Below are 18,956 nucleotides of genomic sequence, written 5' to 3'. Positions count from 1 at the left end.
GCCATGCGCGCTCTGCCTGAACCGCTCCCCTCTTCCCGTTCCGGCTCTGCCCGGCGGACGGCTTCCCTGGTCCTGTCCCTCCTTCTCGCCTGCGGAGCGCTTGCGTCCTGTCGGGGGGAGACGCCCTCTGCTCCAGTCAAGGGAGAGGCCCCACGCCTGGTCTTCTCCCTCCATCGGCTGAATCTGGATGGCGTGGGGAGCATCGACGACAGGGCCGCCGTTTTCATCCGGGGGGACGCCTCCACCACCGTGGAGGTGCGGCTGGGCACCGGGGAAGAGCTCTCCTGGACCTATGACCACCCGGATCTTGCCTTCTCCCGGCAGGTCCTCACGTCTGCCTATCTGAGCACCAAAGATCACCAGGCCCTCCTGCTCCAGGCGGCCCTCTCCCACTCTGACCATGATGCGGCCCAGTACATCATTCTGGAGGTGGAAAACGGCCGTCTGACGGAACAGGGACGGCTGGCGGAGGACGACCCTGCCTCCCTGGCCCCGGGGCAGTTCACCACCCAGTCTCAGGTGACCCGTCTCCCTGACGGCTCTATGCAGGTCCTGCGGGTGCTTCTGAAGGACCCCGACGGGCAGGCAGACCGCTGGCATCTGCTCGCCTGGGAGGACGGCGCTTTCACCCTCACCCCCCAGCCTGTCCCAGATCTGGCCTATCTGCTCATGAGGGAACATCATAACTTCCCCTATGACGCCCCGTACATGTCCTCCCAGCTGCTCCTGTCCCGGGAGGGGGATGGCTGCGTCCTGGGACTGGCCCTGGTGGAAGGGGGCACTCACTCCGCCGGAATGGGCAATCTGATGGTTGGGCTCTGGGATCTGGAGCCACAGCAGTGGCGGGGCCAGGTCCACCTTTTGGGGGGCGACAACGGGCTCTGGTCCTCCTGGACGGCGGAGGACGGCTCCCTCCACATCCTGTGTGCCAATACCTCCGCACATAGCGGGTGGGAGGGCCCCAGCAATGCCGCCCACTACCGCTTTGACGGCAGCACCCTGGAGGAGCTGGCCAGCTGGGACTACTATGACGAGGATTACAAGGCCGTCCCGAGGGAGGGAGGACTGGATCTCTACTCCTTTAATCCTCAGTATGAGTTCCAGTTTCATAACCCGGATTACAGCGGGGTACCCTTCCCCAGCCAGTGGATCTATTCCCACTTTCAGCCCCTCGCTTAGAAAAAGGAGATACCGCCATGGACCGAACCTCCCCTCGCACCCCTTTCTCCACCCCGCTCTCCGGCTCCGCCCGGCAGGCGGAGGCGCGCATCCGCAACCTGTTCCAGGGCCCCAAGCGGCGACCGCCAGTCTGGNGGCTGTTTGATCCGGGCGCCGCCCTCTCCGGGTACGCCCTGTGCGATCTGCGGGCGGGGTACGGCTTCTTCTCCTTCTCCTGACTTCCCGCCCCTCCCCCTGCTCCATCCTCACTGAAAGGACGTGCTTTTATGGCCAGATCCCAGTGTCCCTCCACCCCCTTCTCCACGCCCCTCTCCGGCTCCGCCCGGCAGGCGGAGGCGCGCATCCGCAACCTGTTCCAGGGCCCCAAGCGGCGACCGCCAGTCTGGCTGATGGTCCTGGCCCTGCTCCTCATCCTGTCCTGCGGCGGGCTGGTGGCCTGCCAGGACCAAAAGGTTCCGCCGGAAAAGGCGGAGATCAGCGCCCTCTCTGCCTCCGCCACCTCCCAGCCTCTCTCCAGTGAGGACCTCCTCCTGGTAGACGCCCTGTACGGGGCCGCCGCTCCCCAGATGGGTACGGCAGAGGACGGAGAATCCATCCCCCAGCTTCTCTGTGCCCACAGCCAGGACGGGACCACCCTGGCCGCCGCTCTCTTCCAGAAAGACTCCGCCTCCTGGCTGGTCATCGGGGCAGTGGAACAGGCGACCAGCACCCTACGGGGCCCGGCCTATGTGGTCTCCGGACCGGAGGGGGCCGCCCATATCTTCCCGTTCCGGGAGTACGGCAGCGGTCAGCTCCGCCTGCTCTACACCTTCAACACCCTGGATCAGGGCAGCCGCTCCGGCTCCGCCGGGGTAGTGTGCCTGGAGGACAGCCAGCTCACCTGGGCGTGGCCGGCGGAGGGGGACATCCTGGAGGAGGGCTCCCGAGCCGCTCAGGAATATGAGGAATTCTGGCAGACCTATCTGCCCCTGCTGTCCCCCTCCGGTGTGGAGCTGTTCTCCCGGGAAACGGCCTCCAGCCCCTACGGGGGCTCTCCCGCCCATTGGATCTATCACCACTCCGACTCCTTCTGGTCTTCCCCGGAGCTGGACCTGCCCGACGGGGTGTATGAGCAGGCCCGGGTCTGGCTGGAGGGGCTCGCTCAGGAGGGCTGCAATCCCTGGCAGACGGAGGGCCTCCCCGCCGCCTGGCAGATCCGTGCCCTCACCCCCGCCGATGGCCGCTACCTGCTGTCCTCCCCTGCCGCCTCCGAGGAAGCTGACTATCTGTTGACAGCCCAGGCAGACTCGGACCCGGAGTTGTGCCTCACTGCCCGCCTGCGCCTCCGACACGGGACCGGGGAAGTACCTCAGGCCGTAGAGTGGACAATAGGCACGCCACAAGAGCTGGGGCTGGACGGGGAACCTCCCCGCTGCCCCCTCCCCCTCTCGGATGGCCGCACTCTCACCTTGGAGTTTGACGAGTCTCCCATCGACGGCATGGAGAGCACGGTGCTCATCCGTCAGGTGAAGGTGTGGGACGGCCCTGTTCTGCTCCAGTCCATCACCGCCGGCTCCGTCTTGGAGGACGGGCTCCACCTCTATGAAGGCCTGTACCGCCTCCCGGATGCGGACAAGGTCCCTGGCGCTCCCGACCTGCGGGACCTGAACGGGGACGGCTCCGTGGACCTGGGCCTGCTGGTCAACTGCGGTCTTCCCCACAACGTGAACTATGCCCACTTCCTCTGGAACGAGGCGATGGGGCAGCTGGTGTTTTCCGGCCTGTTTTTTGCCCCCCTGGAGCTGGAGGACACAGGCGGCGTGGTGGAGACGGAGCATGTCTCCAACTATCCGGACATCCGCCGTCGGTACACTTTCTCCAGGTACGGCGTCCCCCTGCTCACCGGCGTGGTATCCCGGGGGGCTCTTTCTCCGGAGGAGAGCATGCTCCCCATCCCAGAGGAGGGCGTCCATTTCACCTTTTCCAGCGGGGCTGGGGCTTGGAGCACCGACCTGACCCTGTTCCCTGACGGCACCTTCTCCGGGAAGTTCCACGACCGCGATATGGATATCACCTATCTGTGCCAGTTCCAGGGGGCCTTCTCCATGCTGACCCCCCTAGACAGCCGCACCTGGTCCCTCACCCTCACGGACCTGGAGGTGACCACCGGCCGCCCGGAGGGGACGGAGTGGACGGAGGGCGGCATCCGCTATGTGGCCGCCGCCCCCTATGGGCTGGATGGTGGAAACGAGTTTCGCCTCTGCCTCCCCGGCACTCCGGCGGAGGAGATTTCTCCCCGCTGCCGCTCCTGGAGCGGCGGCTATTACGGGCTGTTTGATCCGGGCGCCGCCCTCTCCGGGTACGCCCTGTGCGATCTGCGGGCGGGGTACGGCTTCTTCTCCTTCTCCTGACTTCCCGCCCCTCCCCCTGCTCCATCCTCACTGAAAGGACGTGCTTTTATGGCCAGATCCCAGTGTCCCTCCACCCCCTTCTCCACGCCCCTCTCCGGCTCCGCCCGGCAGGCGGAGGCGCGCATCCGCAACCTGTTCCAGGGCCCCAAGCGGCGACCGCCAGTCTGGCTGATGGTCCTGGTCCTGCTCCTCATCCTGTCCTGCGGCGGGCTGGTGGCCTGCCAGAGCCAGGAGGCTCCGCCGCTGGAAGGGGACTGCGTCCAGACAGGGGAGCATAATGCCCCTAGTGCCCGGCTGATACAGGCCGTTCTGGACCAGGGGCTCTCCGCCCTGGATCTCACCTCTCCTCCAGTCAGCCAGGTCCTGGCCACGCTCCCGGGAAACGGGTGCACCTTGGCCGCTGTCTCTCTCCGACGGGTCCTCCCACTATATACTGGCCATCGGCGTGGTGCAGGAGTCCAACGGGGCTGTCGGCCCTGTCTTTCTGGTGCAGGGCCAGGGATGCCAGCCCCATGCCGTTCCCTTCCAGCAGGACGGGACCTCCTATCTCCTGTACACCGCCAACAGCCTTTCCCAGTGGCTCTCTCAGGGAGAATCCGGTCTTCTCGCTTTCGACGGCACTCAGTTCACCTGGGTCTGGCCGGTGGAGGGAGACGTCCGGGAGGAGGGCTCCGCCGCCCGGGCGGCCTATGACTCCTACTGGGAGAACGCTCTGGCGCTCCTTGCTCCAGGCGGCGTGGACGTGTTTGCCCGGACGGACTACGCCGTCATTGACGGAGACGGCCCCCAGTGGCTCCCCGATCACAATGAGCAGTTCTATACGGCCCCTGAGGACCAGCTGAACATCGGCATCTATTACCAGACCCGGGTGTGGCTGGAGGATTTCACCCGCAGCGGGCGTAACCCCTGGAACGTCCACAATGCCTCCGCCTCCTGGCAGATCCTCTCCCTCGCCCCGACGGACGGGTCCTATCCAGGGCGGAACGACATGGCGGAGGCCTCCTACGACCTGCTGGCCCGGGCAGACGCAGACAGTAACCTCTACTTGGCTGCCCGCATCCGGTACAGCCCCGAAGAGGGATGCATCTCTGTCGTCCAGGGCTGGTCCATGGGCTCTTATTCGGAGGTAGAGGCCGCCATGCAGGCTCTGCCGGAGGAGGACACCGTACCCTCCGGCCTGAACAGCGGAGAATTTTATGCCCTGGTCCGTCAGTATCTGTCTGCCCGTCTGGGGGCGTACCAGATCTTCTTTTCCGGCTGGGACCAGCTTTCTCCTCCCCAGGAGGGGGATCTACTCCTGACTCGGGTGGACTATCTCGGCTCCGCCGCCCTGGCGGACAACACTGTGGGCTCGGTCTATACCATGGAGTCCATGCAGTTCCGTGCCGGCAGCTGGGTCCCTCAGGAGGCGCCCTTCACCCTCGTCCTCAGCCGAAGCGCCGGGGACGGAGTCTTTCTGTCCGTGGCGGGGGAGGCCATCTCCGATCCTGCCGCCATGTCTCTGGACGAGGTCGCCCGCAAGCCCTTCCGGGATCTGTACGATCCGGAGATAGCCCTGTTCCGGGACGGATGGCCCACCCCCGCTGGGCCCGGGCTCCAGGATACAGCTCTGTTTTTCTCCCAGGCCGGCGTCCGGGAGGAGCTGCCTGGTGAGGGGCTGGTCCAGAACGAGGGGGACATGTGGGTCCGATACAGCTGGGACGGCTTTTCCGCCGACTATTACCACCTGGCCTCCGACGGCTCCGAGACCCTCCGGGGAGTGGAGACCACCCGGACCGATGTGTACACCCTCCGAGGCATCCGGGTGGGAGACAGCCGCCAGCAGGTCCTGGCCTCCTATCCAGCTCTGAAGTCCGAGAGCACCAGGAACCCCTCCCTGAATGAGATGGACTGCATGTGGTACTGTGAGGACATGGACAACGATCAGGGGCTGGCTCTTCTGTTCTTTTTTGAAGGGGAGCATGTCAGCCGCATCGTCTTGACCCGGCTACTCTGAGCCCCCTCCGCATACCGAAAGGAGATGAGACCATGAAACAGCCCCCACCCTCCACCCCCTTCTCCACGCCCCTCTCCGGCTCCGCCCGGCAGGCGGAGGCTCGCATCCGTAACCTGTTTCAGTGTGAGAAAAAGCGTCCGCCTCTCCCCCTCCTCTTTCTTGCCGCCCTGCTCATCCTCTCCTGCGGCTGGCTGGTCTCCTACCGGAGCCAGCCCGCCGCCCCCCTGGTGGTGATGGAGGTCCAGCACTACGACACCAACAGCAACTACCTGGAGATCCCCACTCTGGTCCTGCCGGACGGCCAGAAAGCCGACGAGGGGCTGACCTCCATCAACCGGGCCCTGTCCGGCCTGCGGGACAGCTACCTCTCGCTCCTGGAGGGCCCCCTTCCATCCGGTACGGATGGGTATGACAACTGTTGCCTGCTCTACCCCGCGGAGACCGACCGGTATCTGAACCTGCTCTTCTTTCAGACCTACTTTGTCAGCGATCTGAACACGGGCCATGTCCTCTCCCTGGTGTACGACAAGGAGGAGCGGCGGCAGGTGTCCCTGGAGGACGCCCTGGCACTGGCCGGGGTGACGGAGGAGGGGCTGTATCTGGCCCTGGCGGAGCAGTACGACCCGGAGCTGGCCCAGGAGGTCCCCGGGGCCGACCTCTGCATCCAGGACCCGGACCTGGAGGGCTTCCGCATGGGCGGGGACGGCCAGCCCCTCTTCTACCTCACCGCCCGCTCCGACGACCGGGAGGACAGCGCGGCGGACGCCGTCAGCGGGGCGGAGCACCTCTATATCTGGTCCGCTGGGACCTTCACCCGCTATAATCCGTACGACCTCCACCGCCTGCCCCCTCTGGTCCCGGCGGAGGAGTGCCTGGACCTGGACCCGCCCCTGTGGCGGCAATGGCACTTCGCGGACGAGAAGCCGGAGGGCGGCTTCACCTCCCCCGCCCTCCCCGTCTCCCCAGGCACGCCCCGCCCCCCGGCGCTCACGGAGGAGGCGGAGCAGATGGTGCTGGACTACTTCGCCTCAGACCGCTTCCGGCCGGTCTCAGGTCGGGCCTGGTTCCTGGGGGAGGGGCTCTCCCCCCAGGCCGGCGACCTGGTGATCCAGGACATCCAGCCCGCCGCCCTCTACCCCACCTATGAGACCCTGTGCGGGATCTACCGCATCCGCTATCTGCTGTACGGCAGCGGGGACCGTCTGACCGATCCGCACGATTTGGAGGACTACCTCTTTTTTGATCTGGACCAGTCGGAGAACTTTCTTGGGGTGCGCACCGTCATGTCGGTGCCGGGCGGCCATCTCCTCACCGCCGCCCTGACGGATTCCTGGGAGGGCGTGCTGTCCGACGTGTACGCCGCCCTCTGGCGGGACGACTTCCTCATGCCCGCCGGCCTCTGGTCCAGCGAGATCTCCTTTTACGGGGAGGAGGACCACCCCGTCCACACCGTCCTGAAGAGCTGGCGGGGCAGCGACTCCAGCGACAGCCTCCAGCTCGAGCAGCTGAGCTGGGAGGGCTTTACCTCCGTCACCTACTGCCAGCCGGAGTATGACCGCCGCTCAGTCTGGTATCTGGAGACCACTGACCCGGCCTTTTGCCCGGGGCATCCGAGTGGGCTCCACCCGCGCGGAGGTGGAGAACGCCTACCCCACGCTCCAGGACCCCCCCTTCAACGGCCAGGAGTTTCCGGGCGTCTGGTACAGCTCCCAGGAGGGGCACCTCAAGCCGGCCATTCTCTTTTTCTTTGAAGACGGCCTGGTCAGCCGCATCGCGGTGGATTTCAGGACCCACTGAGTACTGGCATGTCTGTTTTTCATAGATCCAGGAAAAATCTTCACGCTCCCGGCCCCGGTATCTCTGGACAGCCCTCCTCTTCTTTGATAAACTAGGCTTACAGAAAGAACGCCGGCCATCGGCCGGCCCGGGAGGGGTTCCTATGCAGCTAGACATCGGAATGGTATTTTCCAGCTTGATCGGCCTGTTTCTTCTCATGGGCGTGGGATGGGTCTCCGTAAAGACAAAGATTGTCCCCCCCTCCGCCTCCGCCCCCATGTCCAGCCTTTTGCTGAAGGTCACCCTGCCCTGCACCATCTTCTCCTCCCTGGCCACCCGGGAGTTTGACTCCGCCTTCCTGGTGGACGGGGTCATCATCATCGTCATCGGACTGGTCCTCTTCCCCCTGTACGCCGCCCTGTCCTGGGGCATCTCCAAGGTGCTGAAGGTGCCGGCGGGCCGGCGGGGCATCTGGTCCTTCGGTGCCACCTTCTGCAACAACGGCTTTATGGGCTTCCCCGTGGCCCTGGCCCTGTTTGGCGAGGAGGGCCTGGCCCTGGCCGTCATGTTCGGCGTACCCTTCAACCTACTGGTCTATACCCTGGGTGTGCGGATGGTGTGCGCTGACTGCGGCACCGACGCCCAGCCTGTCAATTTGGTCCGCACCCTGCTGAGCAACATCAACATCGCCCTTATCCTCAGCCTCATCTTCTATGTGGGGCAGATCCCCCTGCCGGAGGCCCTGATGACCCCCGTCACCCATCTGTCCAACGTGACCACGCCCCTGTCCATGTTCGTCACTGGCATGACCCTGGCCTCCGGCAAGGGGACTGAGCTGTTCCGGGACAAAGATGCCTACACCGCCACCGGTATGCGGCTCATCGTTGTCCCCCTGCTCACCTGGGCGGTGATGTCCCTGCTCCCCCTGTCTAACCCGCTGATCGCCTCCATCGTCCTCATCACCATGGCCATGCCCGCCCCCTCGGTCACTACCATTCTGGCGGAGACCTACAACGGCAACCGGGGCCTTGCCGCCAAGATCGTGTTCCTGACCAGTCTGTTCTGCATGATAACCCTGCCCCTAGTGGCCATGTTCCTCCTGTGACCCTGCTGTTCCCGTGCTGCCGTCCCAGGGGGACGGCAGCACTTTTTTCTCCATGGAGAGCCTCCGTCAAGGCGGAGGCCCTTCGGGTGCCTCTCATATCAAAGCAAAAAAGCCTCCTGCCGCAAGGCGCTCTCGCGCCGGATCTTCCGACTCTGCCCGCAAAGTCCTTCCGCAAATTTTTGCATAGGCAACCAGATTTTGCGGATACTACTCTCTGTCTACAAAATGCAACCGCAGGAGGAATTTGATATATGAAAGCCACTGGAATCGTACGGCGCATCGATGACTTGGGCCGGGTGGTCATCCCCAAGGAGATCCGCCGCACGATGCGTATTCGGGAAGGTGACCCGCTGGAAATCTACACGGACCGGGACGGCGGGGTCATCTTCAAAAAGTATTCCCTCATGGGGGGCGTGTCCGAGTTCGCCGGCCAGCTGTGTGAGACCATCGGCCGCACCGCCGGCAAGATCGCAGTCATCACCGATCGGGACAACTGCGTGGCCGTCACCGGCGCCCCCAGGCGTGAGATCCAAGACAAGCAGATCTCCCCTGAGCTGGAGCGGCTGATGGAGGGCCGTCAGATCTATCAGCACAAGCCGGGAGCCGAGACCATTCCCCTCTGCGCCGACGGGACCGCGTTCCATGTGGGCACTGCCGCCCCCATCCTGTCCGAGGGCGATGTGCTGGGCTGCGTCATCTTTGCGGAGGACGGGGAGAGCCAGTCTCCCGACGAGATCGACTACAAGCTGGCCCAGGCGGCGGCCGCCTTCCTGGGAAAACACATGGAGAGCTGATCAGCTCCTGGATACAGCGAGGACGCAGGGCTCCCCCCTGCGTCCTCGCTATTCTCCCTACGCTCAGTCGTTTCCCCGGTCTTGGAGCATGGCCTCCACCTCGTGCCGGGGGCTGCGGCGGTCCCCTTCCCCACAGCGGTAGTAGGTGCCCCGATAGGGGTCGGAGCCCAGATACACCGGCCGCTGGCGGAAATCTGCCCTGGGCACAAAGATGGCCACCACCGTGTTCCGCCCGCTCCGCATCAGCCGCACGTCTTCCGTCCGGAGCACGTTGGCGCTGACCAGCTTGGGGTCCTGCACGATGGACCAGAACTCCTCCACCAGCTCCTCCGGGTCCAGGAGTGGCACCGAATACAGGGAGCCGTCCTTCGCCTCCGCCACCCCCAGCAGGATCACCCCGCCCAGGGTGTTAGCGAAAGCGGAGTAGGTCTCCCAGAGGCTGTGGGGCAGGCCGCCCTGGGCCCGCTTGGCCTCGATACGGTTGTCCTCCCGGTACTCTGACAAAAATTCCAGATCATCCAGCCCTTCCATCACTTCGCTCCTTTCTCTAGCGTGTCGGCACTCACGCCCTACAGAAGAAGTCCGCCCCCTCCGTGGAGGGAGGGGGCGTCTTGTTACGTCAAATGGGTCTGGAAAAAGCGGCTGGCGTTGCCGAACATGATCCCGTCGGCCAGTTCCTGGCCGATACCCCGGGACAGCAGATACTCATAGATCCCCGCCGCCTTGGCCGGGCTGTTCAGGTAGTCCGGCAAGTCGGCCCCGTCAAAGTCGGAGCCCAGGGCCAGGTTTTTGGCCGCCCCCAGCTCCAGGAAGTGGGACACATGGCGGTACAGGTCATCCAAGCTCTCCACCCTGCCCTCGTCCCGCAGGAATTTCACAAAGTAGTTCAGGCCGATCAGACAGTCCCGGTCCACCATCTCCCGAATCATCTCGTCTGTGAGGTTGCGTTTGTGGCCGCACACCGCCCTGGCGTTGGAATGGGTGGCCAGAAAGGGCTTTTGGGCCACCTCCAGCAGATCATAGAAGCCCGGGTCGTTGAGGTGAGACACGTCCACCAGGATGCCGCATCGCTCCAGCTCTGGGATCACCGCTTTTCCGAAGGCGGACAGCCCGTGGTCCGTGGTGTGGCCCGAGCCGATCTCATTCTCGCCGTTCCACACCAGCGTCACCGCCCGCACCCCCTGGTCTGCCAGCACCTGGACGCGGCTCAGGTCTCCGGCCAGCGCCGATCCGTTCTCGATGGTGAGAAAGGCCGCTGTCTGATTTCCGGCCCATGCCCGCTTCATGTCCGCATAGGTGCGGCAGGGGGCTGCCCGCTGAGAAAACTTCTTCATCTGGCGAAAAAAGTTCTCCCGGTTCTGCTCAAAATAGTCGATGGCCGCCTGTCCTCGATACTCATCGGGAATAAAGACCGCATAAAACTGAGCCCAGTGCACATCCTCCGGCATGGCGGACAGGGACAGCACCCGTTCCGGGTCGTCCAGCGTGTCCGGATTCCCCGCAGGGGTGGGCCGGCAGTCTGTCAGCGTGTCACAGTGCAGATCGATCAGCGCTTTGGGATTCATAAAGCCACTCCATTCTGTCCGGAGGGAAACTCCCCTCCCGTTTTGGATCACGGAAGAAGGGCCGGGCGGACTTCTGTCCGTCCGGCCCTTTCCGCTCTATTCAAGCTGGGTCAGGCCTCGTCTTCGATCAGGCCGTAATCTCCGTCATTGCGGCAGTAGACCACCGCGAAAGCACCGTCCGCATCCTCGTCCCGGAAAGCGAAGAAGCTGTGGCCCAGCAGATTCATCTGAAGGATGGCCTCGTCCCGGGTCATGGGCTTGATGGGAAAGCGCTTGCTGCGGACCAGGTTGTACTCCCCCTCCTCCGGCCCGTCGGGCACAAAAGTGGAGATCTCCTCATCCACGCTGCGCTCAAAAGCCCCCTGGCGCAGCCGCTTCTCCAGCCGGGTCTTATTTTTGCGGATCTGGCGCTCCAGCGTGGCCACAGCGGCGTCGATGGATGCGTGCATGTCGGAGGTGCTCTCCGACGCGCGGAAGATGGTACCGCCAGACCGGATGGTGACCTCCACTCTGTTCCGGTCCCTCTCGATGCTGAATGTGACAGCTGCGGTGGCGTCCTCTTTAAAGAAACGGTCCAGCTTCCCCACCTTTTTCTCCGCGTACCGATGAATCACGGCGGGCAGGTTCACCTTTTTGTCCGTAAACACAAACTTCATAACATTCCGCTCCTTTCGCCCCGGAGGGCCAACTTCATCGGAGATCTGGCCTCCGATGAGTCAATTATACCACAGGCGTCAAAAAATTCTAGACTTTTTTGTGAATTTTTCTCAAGAGTTTCCCTCTTCTAACAGAACATCATTCCGTCACCCGCCGGCCGTCCACCACCACGGCGGAGACCCGGCTGAGCCAGTTGAGGGGATGGCCGCTCATCACCACCACGTCACCGTCCTTCCCCGGCGTCAGGGAGCCCACCCGGTGAGCCACTCCGCCGATCTCCGCCGCCCAGATGGTGATGGCCGCCAGGGCCGCATCCGCCGGCAGGCCGCCCTTCACTGCCATGGCGGCACACAGGGGCAGGTACTGGACCGGGGTCTCCGGGTGGTCGGTGCAGATAGCGATCTTCACCCCCGCCATCGCCAGCAGCACCGGGGTCTCCAGGCTCATGTTAGCCAGCTCCGGTTTGGAACGGTCCCCCAGGCAGGGGCCGGTGATGACCCGGGCCCCCTCCCGGGCCAGCTCGTTGGCGATGAGGTGGCCTTCCGTACCGTGGACGATGACATACTCCAGCCCGAACTCCTTGCAGATGCGGATGCCAGTGGCGATATCGTCCGCCCGGTGGGCGTGGATATGGACAGGCAGTTCTCGGCGGACCACAGGGAGCAGGGCCTCCAGCTTTGCGTCAAACTCCGGCTTCTCCTCGTCTGGGTCGGCAGCCGCCCGCTCCAGCTTGTCCCGGTACTCCACTGCCTTGGCCAGATTCTCCCGGATAACGGCAGCGGTGGCCATCCGGGTGATGGGTCCCTCATGCCGCTCGTGGTAGGTGAGCTTGGGGTTCTCTCCCAGCGCCAGCTTCATGGCCGCCGGGGCCTTGATGACCATGTCGTCCAGCCAGCGGCCGGCGGTCTTCATGGCTACGAACTGGCCGCTGATGGGGTTGGCGCTGCCCGGACCGGTCAGGACCGTGGTCACTCCCGCCAGCCGCGCGTCCCGGAAGCAGCGGTCCATAGGGTTCACTCCGTCGATGGCCCGCAGGTGGGGGGTGCAGGGGTCGGTGGCCTCGTTGCCGTCGTCCCCCTCAAAGCCCATGGCGTCCCCGAACATCCCCAGGTGGCAGTGGGCGTCCACGAAGCCAGGCAGGATGTGCCCCCCCCGGGCATCCAGCGTCTCCCCCTTCCAGTCGGCGGGGCACTCCTCCATCGGTCCCACCTTCCAGATCTTTCCCTCCCGTATGGCTACAAACCCGTTGTCGATGGCCGGTCCGTCCATGGTGTGCACCGTTCCGTGAATGATCAGCATATATTGCTCCTTTCCGGCAATTCTTTAGTTGACATATTTGTAATTATATGGTATATTTGTCAGGCAGCTCAACCAAACTGGTTTTCTCTGCGAATCTGTTCCTGCATTTGCTGAGCGCCCTTGGATGGAGATCCATCCGGGGGCGTTTTTGTATGCCGGGATAAAAAAGGACCGCGCAGGCAGCTGCGCGGTCCCGGTGCCTCTCACCGGCGGGAGCGGCGGGAGTTTCCCTTTTTTTCTATGTAGCGCAGCTCAGACAGCTTACTGTCAGAGGACTGCATAAACTGCTTCAGCCGGTCCTCAAAGTCAGTGGGCTCCTTGGGCGCGGCAGGCCGGGGCGCGAAGCCGCCAGGCCGCCCTCCCCCGGAACGGGGCCGTCCGCCCTGTCCGCCGCCGGCCGGGCGGGGAGGGGGCTCTGTCACCTTCTTGATGGACAAATTGATCCGGTTGTTCTGATCGATGCCGATGACTTTTACTTTGACTTCCTGCCCCTCCTTGAGGTGATCCGACACCTCGTTCACATAGGAATAAGCGATCTCAGAGATGTGGACCAAGCCGGATCTCCCTTCCGGCAGGGCCACAAAGGCACCGAATTTTGTGATTCCCGTAACCTTCCCATCCACAATGGACCCAACACCAAACTCCATAAGCGACTGATATATCCTCCTTGTAAATTTCCCCCTGAGGCCGTTTCCTGGGTGGTCAGTTGGCCACGTCGATGTAGAGGGTCTCCCCCGACTTCACATAGCCCTTGTCCCGGGCGACCGACTCCAGCATGTCAGGATCGTCGCTGTTTTCGATGGCGTTGGCCAGCTGCTGGTTTTCCAGCTGCTGGGCGGCCACCTGCTGATTCAGCTCCTCCCGCTCCACTTGGATGGTCTGGATCTGCCCATGGAGATCCAGCAGGGCCGTGGCCATGTAGATCAGCAGGACCATCACCACGACCTTGGTCAAAAGACCGGCTCGCTTGAACCGCATGCGCACTCCCTCCCGTCTCCCGCCGCTCCCGTCTCCGGGCGGCGGCATCCAGTTCCTCAGTTATCTGATTTATTCTAAACCATTCCTGCGCAAAATGAAAGCTATTTTTTGCAAATTTTTTAGTTTTTTTCTGCAATTTTCCCGCCGCCGCCAGGGGGAGGGTAAGGATGCGCCACACCAGGGCCGCCGCATCTGCCAAAAAATAGCCGATTTTCAGCATCCAGGTACTGATGAGCCAGAAATAGAGCACCCCGCCCCCAAAGAGAAAGAAGATCCCGTACAGCCGGATCTCCCCCCGCCATGCCTGCTGAGACCAGACGAACAGCGCCACTGTCACAATGATCCAGAAGGACAGATCCAGCACCGCCCCCAGCAGGGGCAGGGCCACCCGGACCCGGAGGACACGGAACAGGTCATACAGCAGCCCCACCGCCAGCCCCAACGCCGCCGCCTGGGCCAGGGCGGCGGCCTGCTGCGCCACCGAAATGGTCATGTCAGCGCAGCAGACGGGCGAAGAATCCGCCCCGCTCCCGGCTGTCGTCCTCATAGGATAGGGAATCGACCACGCCCTCCACCCGCAGGTCTCCCCCGTCCAGAGAGAGCTTCTCGATGTGCAGATCCTCCCCCCGGACCACCAGGGTCCCCTTCACTGTGGTCATGATGATGGTGTTTTCATCGAAGCTCTCCACCTCCTCCACGCCGGAGACGGACAGCTGTTCCCGCCCCTCCAGAATGACATGGTGTGCCCCCTCCATCCTGGGCATGTTCTCTTCATACGCCATTGCGTTCACCCTTTCTCGTTTTTCCCATTTATATGGGACAGGACCTGGGGTTATGCCTGTCTGCCAGCCTCAGTTGACACCACCCAGCCCCCACGGGTATAATAAAGACCACAAGTTCTGATTGCCGATTTAAAGGAGGGCCCTGCCTTGAGCCGAGAAACCGTTCTGTCCCTGCTGCTGGCGCACCCGGGGGAATATCTGTCCGGGGCGGCCATGAGCCGTACACTGGGCGTCAGCCGCGCCGCCGTGTGGAAGGCCATCGAGGCTCTCCGCCAGGAGGGATATGAGATCACCTCCGCCCCCAACCGGGGCTACCGCCTGGAGTCCGCCCCCGACCGGGTGCGGGAGGGGGAGCTGTCCGGCCACCTGGCCGGCNCCATGGGCCGGGCTGTGGCGGGCGCGCCGGAGGGCCGGGTGGGGCTGGCGGGGGAGCGGACCGGCGGCCGGGGCCGGCTGGGCCGCTCCTTCCAGTCCCCCCGGGGCTGCGGGCTGTATCTGACCGCCCTTCTCCGCCCCCAGCTCCCCCCCATAGAGGTGGTGGACTTCACCGCCTGGGTGGCAGTGGCTGTATGCGATGGCATCCAGGCCGCCTGCGGCGTCCGCCCCAGGATCAAGTGGACCAACGACATCGTGCTGGAAGGGAAAAAGCTGTGCGGTATTCTCACCGAGATGGGGCTGGAGAACGAGATCAACGCCCTCCAGTATCTGGTCACCGGCATTGGCGTGAATGTCAACCAGCGCCCCGAGGACTTCAGCCCCGACGTGCGGCCCATCGCAGCCTCCCTCTTCAATGTCCTGGGCCGCCCGGTGCGCCGCTCCGAGCTGGCGGTCCAGATCATCCGGGCTCTGGACCGGATGTACTCCGCCTTTCCCCAGGGCAAGGCGGACTATCTGGCCCGGTACCGGGCCGACTGCCTCACGCCGGGCAATCGGGTACAGCTCATCACCCCCGCCTCCCGCACCGAGGCCACCGCTCTGTCCATCGACGACGAGTTCCGTCTGGTGGTGGAGTACGATGACGGCCGCCGGGAGGCCCTCTCCGCGGGAGAGGTGTCCGTCCGCGGGATGTACGGATATGTGTAACAAAATCAGTCAAGCGGTCCGCCCCGTAGGGCGGACCGCTCGCTTTCTCTCAATATCCGTAGGGCCGGCCGGTCTCCGGGTTGATGCCCGGGTCCAGCGGGGCCTCCTGGCCGTTGGGCAGTTTGGGGCGCTCTCCGCCCTCCAGGGCTCCGAAATAGAGGTTCATGTCCACCTCGCCCTGGATACCCGGCACACTCCCCTTGGAGCTGTACTGCCACATCTGGAAGTCATAGTAGAAACTGGGCTGCGCCTGGTACTGGGCGAACCAGAAGCTGTGATCCAGCAGCTTGCTCAGGTCGTACTTCACATACCCCTGATAGGAGTTGAAGTAGATCATAGACTCATAGCCCGCCTCCTGGATGGCGCCGCAGAAAGCCAGTGCCACCTCATTCATGGTGTCGCTGTCGATGGCGTTGGTGCGGGCGCTGCTGTCGCTGACCATCTCCCAGTCAAAGACCACCGGCATGGTCAAGTCATAGTCTCGGACCCGCTCCAGGACGAACCGCGCCTCCTCCAGCGCCTCCTCCACGGTAATGGCCTGGGAGAAGAAGTAGGCCCCCACCGCCAGCCCGGCATCCAGCGCGCCCTGGACGTTCCGGTCAAAGTATGTATCCTCATAGAGCTTGCCCTCGGTGTAGCCCCGGCCGCCCACCCGGACGATAGCGAACTCCACACCGGCATCGGCCGCCTGCTCCCAGTCGATCTCCCCCTGGAACTGGGACACATCCACCCCAAGGTGCCCCTGAACCGTCCCATCATCATAGGTGAGGTAGTCTCCCTCCATGCGGAACAGCTGGGGGATGTAGGAGAAGGCGGGGACTGTCTCCAGCACATCCAGGTAGAAGGTCTGGCTGTACCCCTCATAGGCGATCTGCCCCGCGTGGACATCGGTGTTCTTCATCCGCCAGATGATGGCGACCAGCTCGGAGCGGGTGATGCTGTCCTCCGGATGGTAAGACAGCGTGCCATCCTCCTCCAGCTCCCCGGAGAGCTGTATCTTTTCATAGAGCACGGTGACATAGCCATCGTCCACGTCTCCGAAGGGCGTCTCGTTCCGGGAGGGCCTCAAGTTCAGGGCTTTGGCCGCCATCTGGGCCACCGTCAGCCGGCTTACCGCACTGTCCAGATCGGTCACCTGCTCCCGGGTGACAAAGCCCTTCTCCAGGGCAAAGTCCGCATTGCCGCTGCTCCAGTGCTCCCCGGTGGCCTCCCGGCGGTCAAAGCCTGCCGCCGCCAGCACCATCACCAGGGCCTCCCCCACCGTAACGGCGTTGTCCGGCCGGAAGGTGCCGTCCTCATAGCCGCTCACCGCCCCGTCCTGTTTCAGGTCCGCCGCGAAGGGGGCGTACCACGCCTCCGCCGGCACATCCGAATAGGGGGCCTCCGTGACTGCGGGCGGGGTCCCGGCCGCTGTCTCGACCGCCAGGGCCGCGGGCACCGCTGTCAGCACCATGGACAGAGCCGCCAGCAGAGCCGGTCCCCTCATGTTTCTTCTCTTCTGCTGCAATGGGATCATCCTTTCCTGCCCGGCGCCGCGGGCCCGTGATATGTTGACATAATACCGCATTTTTCGACCCATTGCAACCATATCCCACCTTCGAAGAAGAGAATTTTTTTCCTGCTGATCTCCCTGGGCACCGTCCCCCTTGCGGTCCTGCCCGGCGCCGCTTATAATAGGGACATGTGCCGGCAGGCAGTCCTGCCGGAAATTTTAGATCTTCACACCTGGAAGGAGCCCGTCTAACATGTGGAAGGATTGTCAAGCCCTGCAAGATGAGATCACTGCCCTGCGCCGGGAGCTGCACCAGATCCCGGAGGTGGGGGCACAGCTGCCCGAGACCGCCGCCTGTCTCTCCGCCCATCTGGACCGCCTGGGTATCCCCTTCGTCCGCTCTCCCCGGGACAGCGGCCTGATTGCCTCCATCCAGGGCGGCCTGCCTGGTCGAACGGTGGCCCTGCGGGCAGACATGGACGCCCTGCCCATCCAAGAGGAGACCGGACTTCCTTTTTCCTCCCGCCGCCCCGGCGTGATGCACGCCTGCGGGCATGATGCCCACGCCGCCATGCTCATGGGGGCCGCCCAAGTCCTGCAGAAACACAGGAAGGAGCTCCGGGGCACCGTCCGCCTCCTCTTCCAGCCGGCCGAGGAGCAGTGTGAGGGAGCCAAAGTCATGCTGGAGCAGGGGGCGCTGGACGGAGTGGACGCCATCTTCGGCTTCCATATCGGCACCCTGCTGGGGGCCGACATCCCCAGCGGCACCGTGATTGCCCCCTCCGGCTGCTGCATGGCGGCCTTTGACAAGTTCACCATCCGGGTCCGGGGGCGCGGCTGCCATGGCTCCACCCCGGAAAAAGGGGTAGACCCCGTCAATGCGGCCGCCCACATCGTTCTGTCCCTCCAGGCCATCACCACCCGGGAGATCAGCGCCGCTCGCTCCCTGGTCCTGACCATCGGCAGGATCCAGGGGGGCGACCAGTATAACATCATCCCGGACGAGGTAGTGCTGGAGGGGACCATCCGCACTCTGGAGGACGGTCTGCGGCAGTACGCCGCCCGGCGCATCGGTGAGGTGGCCCAGGCAGCGGCTGCCGTATTCGGCGCCAGTGCGGACTGCACCATCACCTGGGGCGCTCCCCCTGTCCTCAACGATCCCACTATGGCGGAGCTGGCCGCCGGGGCCGCCGCCGAAGTCGTGGGCCCGGAGCACGTCGTCACCCGCATCCCAGCCCCCAACATGGGAGGTGAGGATTTCGCCTTCTATCTGGAGCAGGTCCCCGGGGCTTTTCTCTTTCTCAGTTCCTCCGACCCCGCCAAGGGGACGGACCGCCCCCACCATAGTCCCCGGTTCGACGTGGACGAGTCAGTGCTTTGGAAAGGGGCCGCCCTCTACGTCTCCCTTGCTCAGACCTTTCTCAACGGCTGAATCCTCTCCACGACTGGGCCTTCATCGGGAAATTCTTCCAGTCGAGGCATTTCCGGCCTCATAAAATCCTCTCCCCCGCATATACATGTACAGCAGATGCAAAATCCGGGGGAGTTGTTGCTGTGTGAAAGGGAATATCGAGGAACGGGCCTGTCAGCTGGCCCTTTACATCATAGAGAACCGGACCACGGTCCGCGCGGCGGCACAGAAGTTCGGGATCAGCAAGTCCACGGTCCACAAGGACCTGTCCGAGCGCCTTCCCGCCTTCAACCAGCCTCTCTATCTCCAGGTCAAGGGCGTGCTGGAGGAGAACAAAGCGGAACGGCATATCCGGGGCGGCATCGCCACCCGACGGAAATACAAAGGAGCCTGAGCCGGGGGAGGGGCGCTTTCCTCCTGGCGTCCGGCTTCCGGAACAGGCGGCGGGG

Annotated in this window: 17 protein-coding genes and 1 pseudogene; 9 read left to right on the top strand and 9 right to left on the bottom strand. The window is 64.0% G+C overall.

The window, feature by feature from the left end:
* The first annotated feature begins 3 nt into the window (after positions 1-3).
* From BN1969_RS06880 to BN1969_RS06845, 6 genes are all read left to right on the top strand, one after another.
* Positions 4-1,179, top strand: a complete 1,176-nt coding sequence (locus BN1969_RS06880) for a hypothetical protein (RefSeq protein ID WP_050623630.1) — start codon at positions 4-6, stop codon at positions 1,177-1,179.
* 266 nt (positions 1,180-1,445) lie between these two features.
* Positions 1,446-3,569, top strand: a complete 2,124-nt coding sequence (locus BN1969_RS06870; RefSeq protein WP_050623628.1) for a hypothetical protein — start codon at positions 1,446-1,448, stop codon at positions 3,567-3,569.
* A gap of 448 nt (positions 3,570-4,017) precedes the next feature.
* On the top strand, positions 4,018-5,565 hold the full coding sequence (locus BN1969_RS06860) for a hypothetical protein (protein ID WP_147577021.1): 1,548 nt from the start codon (positions 4,018-4,020) through the stop codon (positions 5,563-5,565).
* Between the two features lie 32 nt (positions 5,566-5,597).
* Positions 5,598-7,316, top strand: a complete 1,719-nt coding sequence (locus BN1969_RS06855) for a hypothetical protein (protein WP_050623625.1) — start codon at positions 5,598-5,600, stop codon at positions 7,314-7,316.
* A gap of 188 nt (positions 7,317-7,504) precedes the next feature.
* Positions 7,505-8,446: an AEC family transporter gene (locus BN1969_RS06850; RefSeq protein WP_050623624.1), complete on the top strand. Its 942-nt coding sequence runs from the start codon at positions 7,505-7,507 to the stop codon at positions 8,444-8,446.
* A gap of 251 nt (positions 8,447-8,697) precedes the next feature.
* Positions 8,698-9,240 carry a stage V sporulation T C-terminal domain-containing protein gene (locus BN1969_RS06845; RefSeq protein WP_050623623.1) on the top strand — a complete coding sequence of 181 codons (543 nt, stop codon included), beginning with the start codon at positions 8,698-8,700 and terminating at the stop codon, positions 9,238-9,240.
* 63 nt (positions 9,241-9,303) lie between these two features.
* Here the strand turns inward: BN1969_RS06845 and BN1969_RS06840 are convergent, their stop codons facing one another.
* The 8 genes and pseudogenes from BN1969_RS06840 to yabP form a co-directional block, all read right to left on the bottom strand.
* Positions 9,304-9,771 carry an AlbA family DNA-binding domain-containing protein gene (locus BN1969_RS06840; protein ID WP_187120334.1) on the bottom strand — a complete coding sequence of 156 codons (468 nt, stop codon included), beginning with the start codon at positions 9,769-9,771 and terminating at the stop codon, positions 9,304-9,306.
* Between the two features lie 83 nt (positions 9,772-9,854).
* Entirely contained in the window at positions 9,855-10,805 is a 951-nt protein-coding gene (locus tag BN1969_RS06835) for a dipeptidase (protein ID WP_050623622.1), read from the bottom strand.
* A gap of 110 nt (positions 10,806-10,915) precedes the next feature.
* Positions 10,916-11,461, bottom strand: coding sequence for a ribosome hibernation-promoting factor, HPF/YfiA family (gene hpf, locus BN1969_RS06830; RefSeq protein ID WP_050623621.1), 546 nt, complete (start codon positions 11,459-11,461; stop codon positions 10,916-10,918).
* A gap of 139 nt (positions 11,462-11,600) precedes the next feature.
* On the bottom strand, positions 11,601-12,761 hold the full coding sequence (locus tag BN1969_RS06825) for an amidohydrolase (protein WP_050623620.1): 1,161 nt from the start codon (positions 12,759-12,761) through the stop codon (positions 11,601-11,603).
* 203 nt (positions 12,762-12,964) lie between these two features.
* Positions 12,965-13,408, bottom strand: coding sequence for a S1 RNA-binding domain-containing protein (locus tag BN1969_RS06820; protein ID WP_050623619.1), 444 nt, complete (start codon positions 13,406-13,408; stop codon positions 12,965-12,967).
* A 55-nt stretch (positions 13,409-13,463) separates the two neighbouring features.
* The gene (locus BN1969_RS06815) at positions 13,464-13,739 is read right to left on the bottom strand and encodes an FtsB family cell division protein (protein WP_050623618.1); all 276 of its coding nucleotides are present in this window, start codon (positions 13,737-13,739) and stop codon (positions 13,464-13,466) included.
* 235 nt (positions 13,740-13,974) lie between these two features.
* Positions 13,975-14,232, bottom strand: a pseudogene (yabQ, locus tag BN1969_RS19060) (spore cortex biosynthesis protein YabQ); the annotation flags it as partial.
* Between the two features lies 1 nt (position 14,233).
* Complete coding sequence (yabP, locus tag BN1969_RS06810; protein WP_050623617.1) at positions 14,234-14,521, bottom strand: sporulation protein YabP; 288 nt, start codon at positions 14,519-14,521, stop codon at positions 14,234-14,236.
* A 147-nt stretch (positions 14,522-14,668) separates the two neighbouring features.
* On the opposite strand from yabP, the gene BN1969_RS06805 reads away from it, so the two are divergent.
* Entirely contained in the window at positions 14,669-15,604 is a 936-nt protein-coding gene (locus tag BN1969_RS06805) for a biotin--[acetyl-CoA-carboxylase] ligase (RefSeq protein WP_050623616.1), read from the top strand.
* Between the two features lie 49 nt (positions 15,605-15,653).
* Here BN1969_RS06805 and BN1969_RS06800 read toward each other — a convergent pair whose 3' ends face one another.
* Positions 15,654-17,090 carry a GH25 family lysozyme gene (locus BN1969_RS06800; RefSeq protein ID WP_050623615.1) on the bottom strand — a complete coding sequence of 479 codons (1,437 nt, stop codon included), beginning with the start codon at positions 17,088-17,090 and terminating at the stop codon, positions 15,654-15,656.
* Positions 17,091-17,349: 259 nt separating this feature from the next.
* Between BN1969_RS06800 and BN1969_RS06795 the strand changes: the two genes are divergently transcribed.
* Together BN1969_RS06795 and spoIIID are read left to right on the top strand one after the other, a co-directional pair.
* Positions 17,350-18,528: a M20 metallopeptidase family protein gene (locus tag BN1969_RS06795; protein ID WP_050623614.1), complete on the top strand. Its 1,179-nt coding sequence runs from the start codon at positions 17,350-17,352 to the stop codon at positions 18,526-18,528.
* Positions 18,529-18,652: 124 nt separating this feature from the next.
* The gene (spoIIID, locus tag BN1969_RS06790; RefSeq protein WP_050623613.1) at positions 18,653-18,901 is read left to right on the top strand and encodes a sporulation transcriptional regulator SpoIIID; all 249 of its coding nucleotides are present in this window, start codon (positions 18,653-18,655) and stop codon (positions 18,899-18,901) included.
* Positions 18,902-18,956 lie beyond the last annotated feature (55 nt).

The organism is Clostridium phoceensis (genome assembly GCF_001244495.1).
Classification (GTDB): domain Bacteria; phylum Bacillota; class Clostridia; order Oscillospirales; family Oscillospiraceae; genus Lawsonibacter; species Lawsonibacter asaccharolyticus.
Note: the sequence above shows the minus strand (reverse complement) of the source record. Positions and strands in the feature narration are given on the sequence as shown.